This is a genomic window from Bacteroides sp. AF39-16AC (assembly GCF_003602735.1).
GTDB classification, from domain to species: Bacteria; Bacteroidota; Bacteroidia; order Bacteroidales; family Bacteroidaceae; genus Bacteroides; species Bacteroides uniformis.
The window spans coordinates 1-9,979 of record NZ_QTLN01000028.1 but is presented as its reverse complement, the minus strand read 5'-3'; the positions used below and the strand labels follow the sequence as shown (position 1 = coordinate 9,979).

At 40.9% G+C, this 9,979-nt stretch carries 8 protein-coding genes and 1 pseudogene; all 9 read right to left on the bottom strand.

Translation table 11 applies throughout. From position 1 onward, the window contains the following. On the bottom strand, positions 1 to 1,580 hold a 1,580-nt coding region (locus DW039_RS21360), incomplete at its 3' end, for an RHS repeat-associated core domain-containing protein (RefSeq protein WP_243635049.1). Positions 1,581 to 1,688: 108 nt separating this feature from the next. After that, a complete protein-coding gene (locus DW039_RS17835; RefSeq protein WP_057281495.1) occupies positions 1,689 to 2,273 on the bottom strand; it encodes a hypothetical protein in 585 nt (194 codons plus the stop codon). Next, entirely contained in the window at positions 2,236 to 3,489 is a 1,254-nt protein-coding gene (locus tag DW039_RS17830) for an RHS repeat domain-containing protein (protein ID WP_117866734.1), read from the bottom strand. Before DW039_RS17830 ends, DW039_RS17835 begins: the two co-directional genes overlap by 38 nt. A gap of 143 nt (positions 3,490 to 3,632) precedes the next feature. Continuing rightward, the gene (locus DW039_RS20825; protein WP_035447399.1) at positions 3,633 to 3,941 is read right to left on the bottom strand and encodes a hypothetical protein; all 309 of its coding nucleotides are present in this window, start codon (positions 3,939 to 3,941) and stop codon (positions 3,633 to 3,635) included. Positions 3,942 to 3,943: 2 nt separating this feature from the next. Beyond that, positions 3,944 to 6,148, bottom strand: coding sequence for an RHS repeat domain-containing protein (locus DW039_RS21355; RefSeq protein ID WP_243635048.1), 2,205 nt, complete (start codon positions 6,146 to 6,148; stop codon positions 3,944 to 3,946). 124 nt (positions 6,149 to 6,272) lie between these two features. Continuing rightward, positions 6,273 to 6,680: an NTF2 fold immunity protein gene (locus tag DW039_RS17820; RefSeq protein ID WP_051642902.1), complete on the bottom strand. Its 408-nt coding sequence runs from the start codon at positions 6,678 to 6,680 to the stop codon at positions 6,273 to 6,275. A 12-nt stretch (positions 6,681 to 6,692) separates the two neighbouring features. Next, positions 6,693 to 8,537, bottom strand: a pseudogene (locus DW039_RS17815) (RHS repeat-associated core domain-containing protein); the annotation flags it as partial. Between the two features lie 115 nt (positions 8,538 to 8,652). Then, positions 8,653 to 9,105 (bottom strand): hypothetical protein, encoded by a 453-nt coding sequence (locus tag DW039_RS17810; protein ID WP_035447390.1) that lies wholly within the window; start codon positions 9,103 to 9,105, stop codon positions 8,653 to 8,655. A gap of 1 nt (position 9,106) precedes the next feature. After that, positions 9,107 to 9,979: RHS repeat-associated core domain-containing protein (locus DW039_RS17805; RefSeq protein ID WP_182416685.1), on the bottom strand; the 873-nt coding region annotated here is incomplete at its 5' end.

Sequence of the window (9,979 nt, the reverse complement as noted above, 5' to 3'; positions counted from 1 at the left end):
GTATCAAATCCAAAGAACATTTTCACATTATCTATCAAACCATTCGGGTTCGGATTTACAACAATTGTATCTCCATTCACATCTATGTTATTCACCGGATTATTCGCCCCATACTGATACGGTGACATCGAATAATACTTCTCTGCAAACCTGTCATTCGTCGTAAACCGTCCCAACGCAGCATCATAATGTCTCGCCCCATAATCATACCAGTTCAAACCCTTCTTCGTATCAAGCTCCTTACCGTTATACTTGTAAGGCTGGGTATTGCCTGTAGTGCCAAACACACCACCGAAAGGGTAGTAATGGTTCGTTTCCTCCACAGTACCTGACTGGTTGATTACTACACGGTTGTTACCTTGATGGTCCTTCAGATAGTAATGATACTGCTGGGTACCGGTCAGGTTGATGTAACCCTCTTCGGTGAGTAACAACTTCTGAGTACCGTTTTCATAGATCACATTACCGCAATAGTCAGTCGTTGTGGTTGTACTGCCTATCTTATGGACTGTTCTCAGTTTCGTGCCGTCAGCACCATAAGTATAGGTGATCGTGCTACCATCACTGAACGATACCGTACTGGGCAAATTTAATACATTATATTGAATATCGGTAATTCCCTTATTCAAATCTTTCGTTAAATTACCATTGACATCGTAGACATACTCCCCTGCGGTGCTTGCACCGTTCACAAAGGCAGTGTTTGTACCGTATGCAACGGTACTCACGGCATCGTCCACACGGCTCAACTGATTGCCGGTCAATGTGTAAGTCAGATTATCAAGCAGGCCGTAGGCACTGGCACCAGTCTGGCCATAACGTTGCAAACTCTTGATGTTACCGTTCTTGTCATAACCCGCAACGTTCTCCGAGAAGCGGTTCGCATTCGTGCTGATACTTGCTGTCTCGCCATAAGTAGCGTTCAGCATCCGGTCAAGACCGTCATAAGTGAATTTGTAACCACGGACTGTACTTTCGTTCCCGGACTTCCAGGTCATACTGCTGATGCTGCCGTTGTACTTCGCAGTACCCACACCCGTGTTGTAGTACAGGTTCTGTGTGAAGCATGTACCGCTGATGCCCGTCAGCCAGCTACGCAGGTTGTAGGCATATGTCAGTTTGTTGGTGTTCGTTCCGTGATACAGCTTGGTCAGCAAACGACCGAAGTTGTCATAAGTAGCATCGTACAGAGCAATCGCAGTGCCGCCAAGACTATGCTGCACTTTGCTTATTCTGTCCGCATGGTCGTAGGTATAGGTATATACTTCCGTGCGCGTACTCTTGCCGCTGGCAGTATGTGTATGGGACACACCAGACGGCTTGTCGGAGAAAGTATAAACCGTACTTGTGATGTCGTAGCCACTGAGCAAGTTGTTCTGCACACTTTTCGTCATGCGCCCTTTGATGTCATAATAGAAAGCCTTATAGATCTTAGTGCTACTGCCAAAAACCGTAACGGCACTGCCGGTAAGAGAACCCCTGCCATAGCCGAAAGTATCTTTGGTGAACTGGCCCGTAGGAAGTCCATAGGAAGTGCCCGTGCTGTTAAGCATCCGGAGAGTACGGATGTAGTCCTGCATGACCTACACAGAATTCTTCATTTGATAGACCTAAAAAACTATCCTAACATACAAAATATAGCATATCTGATGTTAGGATAGTAATTAAAGAGATTTTTCTTGAAGTAATCAACCTATATCAGGAGAAGATACAATATAAATGCAACCTGATTCACAATCAATATCTACGCAATAACCACATCTATGTAAAATATCAATAACATACCGTTGTTCCGGCAAAGTCAATATTCCATCTTCACAAGATGGAATAAACCATACATCATCAAAATAAGCAGAAAGTAATCCTTTCACTCCTTCATTCTCATAAATTGAGTCTATACGATATTGAGGAATAACTATATAATCTTTCAGTTGTATAAATGAAAGACTATCTACTATTAAAGTATCTTTGTACGAAAGTTCAATGAACTCTTTCTTTGGAAGTTTCAATTGAGGAATTGTCTTTTTACCTTCTTCCTCCAATATGGAAAATAATTCTACACTTTCCAACACTGTACAATAAGTAGAATCTTGCCATTTTATATTTACTGACATTAAAGAAGTTATAGGTACTCTATCAAGATCAGAAACCATCATCGCTTTTTCAGAATGCTTATACACTATATGAAAGAAGAAAGCGATTCCTCCAATTACAACAACTAAAGGTATAATTATGTTACTCCAATAGTTTTTTAGGTATTTTCTTTCCACCATATTCAATTCTTTTAGGATCACCTGTTTTTCTTCTAATCTTATTCTCTGTATTAACAGCGCGTACCTCCATTAGTTTTATACCATTTTCCGTTGTTTCATAAGTGGCAAATTTCTTGTCTACATCAAACGAATGCTGAAGTTCATGACTCAATCCGACTCTTGGAGTTCTCATTTCTTTTTCATTTCGACTCCTTCTTCTATTATTGGGATCATAATGGATTATACTGCCTTGTGAGATTTTCATTTCAACCTTTTCTTTATCAATTAGCGTTGAATTAGAAGCCCCTTTCTTAGGCATTGTAATATAATGAATATTCTCACTATCTTCCAACTCAGTGATAATATTAGCGACTCCTTTATCATCTTTCTTAAGTTGCTGCAAATCGACTTTCACATCCTTTTGATACTTAGTATCAAATCCAAAGAACATTTTCACATTATCTATCAAACCATTCGGGTTCGGATTTACAACAATTGTATCTCCATTCACATCTATGTTATTCACCGGATTATTCGCCCCATACTGATACGGTGACATCGAATAATACTTCTCTACAAACCTGTCATTGGTATGGCACCTTCCCAACGCTGCATCATAATGCCTTGCCCCGTAGTCATACCAGTTCAAGCCTTTCTTCGAGTCATACTCCTTGCCATTGTACTTGTAAGGCTGAGTATTGCTTGTACTTGCAAATACGCCGCCAAAAGGATAGTAATGGTTCGTTTCCTCTACCGTGCCGCTCTGGTTGATTACTACCCGGTGATTCCCCTGATGGTCTTTCAAGTAATAGTGATACTTGTTGTCACTCAAAGTTACATAACCCTCTTCGGTAAGAAGCAACTTCTGGACTCCGTTTTCATAGACCACGTTTCCGCAATAGTCCGTCGTCGTGGTGGTAGTACCTATCTTATGGACTGTTCTCAGCTTTGTGCCATCGGCTCCATAAATATAGGTGATAGTACTTCCGTCACTGAACGTTACTGTATTTGGCAAATTTAAACAATTATATGATATACCGGTAATATTCTTGTTTAAATCTTTAGTTAAATTGCCGTTGGCATCGTAGGTGTACTCGTTCGCCTGCTTCATGCTGTCCTTGAACTCGAAGCTGTTATTGTAGACGAAAGCTGTCGCGTTCTCGCGGAAACGGTTAGTGTCTGTACCAATGATTGTAGTATTATCATAGGCGGCGTTAACATTTGCTTTAAAGCTCATTGAATAAATTTTGCCATTGGGCCTTCATTACTCCACTTGGCAAGTTAGACTGCTAATATTTCTATTATAGTGGGTACCCTATAAAAAGAAACAGCGGATGTTTCCACCCGCTGTAATAGAATTGTTATAAAAATATTATTCAATTATTTGTTTTTTATTTTTAATATAAAATAGAATAAGAGCATAATAAAAACCTCAGATAATACACCTGGTAAATATAGAAACCCTATCATTATATCAAAATTAAAACGCCAAAATATAAAGAAAATAGTAGAAAGAGAGACAACAAGTATCAATTGCAGGCAACAATATAATAATGTCGTTTTAAGATTAAGCCTCAAATTCAATAATAATAATAAGAAGAACAAAACCGTTCCTAAAACAAACGTTATTGATCCTACAAATAATTCAACTGAAAATAAATCTCCTAATGATATACTTTGACTTTCCATATCTATTCAATTTTAACTTGTCTCTTTTTAGGATCATAATTTAGTGACTTAAAATTATCTTGATACTCTTTAACTATACTATTGGGCCTTGGATCTATAATTACTGGTGCCTTATCTTTTACAGATGGGTCTTGTTTCAAAACATCAGCCGCAAAAGTTCCACAATTATTATTCCTTAATGAATACTCTTTCCTCTTTGAATTAGCATTCTCCGCTATTTTTGATTCTGCATAGTTTTTCATTTCTTTAAACTTATCACTTTCAATATATGCTCCTTCTATTCTTCCGGCATGTCCCGCTTGTTCAGATATTATTGATAAAGTTTTATTCAATGATTCCAATGTAGGCTTTTTATCTTGTCCTATTTTTACATTTGGAACAGCGAATGTTCTGACAACTCCTTTACCCTCTTTGTCATATCTGCCATATTCATAATATTTAGTCACTCCTGTTTTATTATCAATCAATAATACTCCAGCATGACCTAAATTCCCAATTTTACCAATAGGAGTTGATATTTTATAATCAGGGAAGGCAATATAAATACCATCCTTCCCGTTAGGGTCTATACAATTTATAGGATTACTATAACAATAAGTATACAAACTTTCTGAATAATACTTCTCTGCCAACGGATCCACCGTCATAAACCGTCCCAACACTGCATCATAATGCCGTGCCCCGTAATCATACCAGTTCAAGCCTTTCTTCGTGTCATATTCCTTGCTATTGTACTTGTAAGGCTGAGTGCTTGTTGATGAAGCGAATACTCCTCCAAACAGATAGTAATGGTTTGTCTCCTCTACCGCTCCGCTCTGGTTTATGACTACACGGTTGTTCCCCTGATGGTCCTTCAAGTAATAGTAATACTTGTTGTCGCTCAAAGTAATATAGCCCTCTTCGGTAATCAGAAGCTTCTGGGCTCCGTTTTCATAGACCACATTCCCGCAATAGTCCGTTGTGGTGGTAGCGCCACCTATCTTATGAACCGTTCTTAGCTTTGTGCCGTCGGCTGCATAAACATAGGTAATCGTACTTCCGTCGCTGAACGTTACTGCACTTGGCAAATTTAAACAATTATATTGAATATCGGTGATTCCCTTGTTCAAATCTTTGGTTAAATTGCCGTTCGCATCGTAGGTGTACTCTCCGACCTGCTTCACGCCGTCCTTGAACTCGAAGCCTCCACCGTAAGCAGAAGCCATCACGGCATCGTCCACACGGCTCAACTGATTGCCGTTCAAGGTAAAAGTCAGGTTGTCTATCAGGCCGTAGGCACTGGCACCAGTCTGGCCGTAACGTTGCAAACTCTTGATGTTACCGTTCTTGTCATAACCCGTAACGTTCTCCGAGAAGCGGTTCGCATTCGTGCTGATACTTGCTGTCTCTCCATAGGTAGCGTTCAGTACTCTGTCAAGACCGTCGTAAGTGAATTTGTAACCACGGACTGTACTTTCGTTCCCGGACTTCCAGGTCATGCTGCTGATGCTGCCGTTGTACTTCGCAGTACCCACACCCGTGTTGTAGTACAGGTTCTGTGTGAAGCATGTACCGCTGATGCCCGTCAGCCAGCTGCGCAGGTTGTAGGCATAAGTCAGCTTGTTGGTGCTCGTACCGTGATACTGCTTGGTCAGCAAACGACCGAAGTTGTCATAAGTGGCATCGTACAGAGTGATTGAAGTGCCGCCAAGACTATGCCGCACTTTGCTTATTCTGTCCGCATGGTCGTAGGTATAGGTATATACTTCCGTGCGCGTGGTCTTTCCGCTGGCAGTATGTGTATGGGTCACACCAGACGGCTTGTCGGAGAAAGTATAAACCGTACTTGTGATGTCGTAGCCACTGAGCAAGTTGTTCTGCACACTTTTCGTCATGCGCCCTTTGATGTCATAATAGAAAGCCTTATAGATCTTAGTGCTACTGCCAAAAACCGTAACGGCACTGCCGGTAAGAGAACCCCTGCCGTAGCCGGAAGTATCTTTGGTGAACTGGCCCGTAGGAAGTCCGGTACCACCCACAAAGCCGTAACCGTCATAGTAGCTCTGCACAAGCACGGTAGGACTGGAAGAAGGATTCTTACCCGTATACTCCCCCTGCAGGGTCAGCCGTCCCAGACTGTCGTACAAATAATACATATAGGAAATGTTATCCAGATAGGAAGTGCCCGTGCTGTTAAGCATCCGGAGAGTACGGATGTAGTCCTGCATGACCTACATCATTTGATAGACCTAAAAAACTATCCTAACATACAAGATATAGCATATCTGATGTTAGGATAGTAATTAAATAAATCTCATTGAAAAAAGGCAACTTATATTAGAGTAATATTTTTTATTTAGTATGCAAAAGCTTTATAATCTCACCATTACTTTTTCTTATTTCCACATAAGATTGTCCACAGAAAGTCAGCGCACTATCATTTCCATTAGGAATATGCCCTTCTATTACCCATATTCCATTTACCAAGTTAACAGAAAAAGGTTTTTCTTTCTCTATACTTTCCTTTCCATAAATTTCCAATAGTACGCATTCCGCTATCTTTACTGCAATATCCGCTGTAGGTATAAATCCCTCTGCAGGAACATAGCTTTTCATATCAGTATAAAAATCTGTTGAGAGACTATCATTCATTACATACTCAATCTGTTGAGATGATTGTTGATCTTCTCCGACCTTCGATGTACTGTTTGTACATGACATCGCAAATAGCATTAAAGCAAAAAAATAAGTCCTATACATATTGCTATCTTTTTAAAATACCCAATGAATATGTTCTCTCTGGCTAACAGGAATGTTTAAATCTGGCTTTTGTAGCAATTCTTTCATTCTTTGTTTACCCTTTTCAGCAGGAATATCTTTCGGATTAATATTATTCTTTCGTTTAGGATCTTTGGGATCACTAGGAAGATCACTAGTCACTATTGATGTTTTCTTACTATAAGGATTATATTCTAACAAATCGCCACTCGGCGTAGCCAAATAACCATTTTCTTTTGTTTTCTCAATATATTTTATATCAGCTTTTGAGAATTTATTATTTATATGCTCTGCGTCCGCGTCTCCATGCGAATGAATCGATCCTACAAATCTCTCACCGTTAGGAGGTAAGCTTATAGATACGCTGTGCTCTCCTTCATTGGCTGCACTATAAGAATATCCCTTTAGCTTTCCCTTTTGCTTAACTTCATAAATAGAAGAGCCCATTTCACGTTTACGTATAATAGATGCACCATTATAATACATACCCCAATCTTTAGCTGCTGCTCTTTTAGTCTTAAACAGATCACCAGGAGCATATTCCATACCATTTGGGTCTATGAACTTTACCGGATTATCGGCACAATAAGAATAAGTATACGGACTCATCGAATAATATTTCTCTGCCAACGGGTCATTCGTCGTAAACCTTCCCAACGCAGCATCATAATGTCTCGCCCCATAATCATACCAGTTCAAACCCTGCTTCGTATCAAGCTCCTTACCGTTATACTTGTAAGGCTGGGTATTGCCTGTAGTGCCAAACACACCACCGAAAGGGTAGTAATGGTTCGTTTCCTCCACAGTACCAGACTGGTTGATCACTACACGGTTGTTACCCTGATGATCTTTCAAGTAGTAATGATACTGCTGGGTACCGGTCAGGTTGATGTAACCCTCTTCTGTGAGTAACAACTTCTGAGTACCGTTTTCATAGATCACATTACCGCAATAGTCAGTCGTTGTGGTTGTACTACCTATCTTATGGACTGTTCTCAGTTTCGTGCCGTCAGCACCATAAGTATAGGTAATCGTGCTACCATCACTGAACGATACCGTACTCGGCAAATTTAATACATTATATTGAATATCGGTAATTCCCTTATTCAAATCTTTCGTTAAATTACCATTGACATCGTAGGCATACTCCCCTGCAGCGCTTGCACCGTTCACAAAGGCAGTGTTTGTACCGTATGCCGCGGTACTCACGGCATCCTCCACACGGCTCAACTGATTGCCGTTCAGGGTGAAAGTCAGATTATCAAGCAGGCCGTAGGCACTGGCACCAGTCTGGCCATAACGCTGCAATCCCTTGATATTGCCGTTCTTGTCATACCCCGTAACGTTCTCCGAAAAGCGGTTGGCGTTCGTGCTGATGCCTGCTGTCTCGCCATAAGTAGCATTCAGCAGACGGTCCAGTCCGTCATAAGTGGACTTGTAGCCGCGGACGGTGCTTGCCGTTCCTGCCTTCCACGTCATGCTGCTGATGCTGCCGTTATACTTGGCAGGCCCGTTGCCGGTGTTATAATACAGATTCTGCGTGAACTTCGTTCCGCTGATGCCCGTCAGCCAGCCGCGTACATTATAGGCGTAAGCCTGCCTGTCCGCGTCGGAGCCGTGCAGCGACTTCGATTGCAGACGACCAAGGTTATCATAAGCATAGGCAGCAAGCGTCACCTTCGCCCCTCCCAATGTATGCTCCACCTTGGAGAGCCTGTCCGCATGGTCATAGCTGTAAGTGTATGCTTCCGTCCGGCTGTCCTTCCCGCTTGCCGTGTGCGTATGCGTCACCGTGGCAGGCTTGTCCGTAAAGGTATAGACCGTGGATGTCACGTCGTACCGGTAACGGAAAGCGTACCGCTCCAAGTCAGCATGCTCCTATATGAAATTCCCTGCTTACATCCAACATAAGCAGGGAATTGTTTAGATTATAGAATCAGAGATTCTTAATATATCAATATTCGAGCCAAAAATAATCAGGTGTACGTAAAGTATCCCACAACAAAATACCACCGTTGGAGCTACATGAAATTACAATATTGGGAATATTATCAATCCGGTATCGGAACGTACTATCTATGACCCTTTTTCCACAATATAATACCGTATCCAGAGATGTGACACGTATCTTTATTTTTAAACTATCATATCCGCTTTTATCGAAACGGGTGATTTCCATTCCAAGCCAATCTTCATGGTAGTCCAATATTTGGTCATCCGTCTTGTTCACATACAGTCCATTAAAAACAAGGCTGTCATTCACCCAACATTGGATATAATCTTTACCGGTACGCTCCTTAAAACCAGTACCTACTCGAATCATGAAATCATTCTCTGAGTCCAAATGACCAATGCACGCCACCAGCATGGCAAGTATGATTATAAAAATAAATATACGTGTCTTCATATTACTGCCTTCTTTTAAGTTTTTGCCTCCAGTTAGGAATATGCCTATTCAACTTGTTATGGATATAATTATCTCGGACTGTTTGTATCTGAGAACGGTTTAACTGAGTTGCTTTAAGATAATCTCCATCAAAATCTTGAATAACTTTTTTCTGTGTCATCAAGTTTTCCACATTCATTGTATGCCCCAATCCTCCTGAATGACCAAGTTCGTGAGCAAAAGTCCGGTTATCATCATTGTTCAACATATTAGAAACCGCTTTCGTTCCTATTTTCACATCCAGACTATTTTTATAAGTCTCAGCCATAACTACACTTTTATCCGTTTTTGTCAACATATCTTGATCAACAATCTGCAAAACGTGTTCAGTGTCCTTTATATCATCCACCGAGTTGACAGTTCTCAATTGCATATCCATAGTCGAAACAAAGTCATCACCTGAAATCGTATATGCGGCATTCACTTGCTCTACTATTTGTCCAGCCAAAGTCTTTATATCAAGCTCCTTATTATTAGAATTATTTATCAAAGCCGCTCTTACCGTAATTTTATATTCTATCTTATCCGTTTCACGATTATAATGGGTTTGCACGCGCCAATCATTTCCATCCGGATCAATGCGACCGACAGGCTCATTTCCACAATAGACATAAGGAGATACTTTAAAATGTTTGTCATATAAAGCATCAACCGTTATAAACCTTCCCAACACCGCATCATAATGCCTCGCCCCATAATCATACCAATTCAAACCCTTCTTCGTATCAAGCTCCTTACCGTTGTACTTGTAAGGCTGAACATTGCCTGCACTTGCAAATACCCCGCCGAAAGGATAGTAATGGCTCGTCTCTTCTACCGTGCCGCTCTGGCTGAT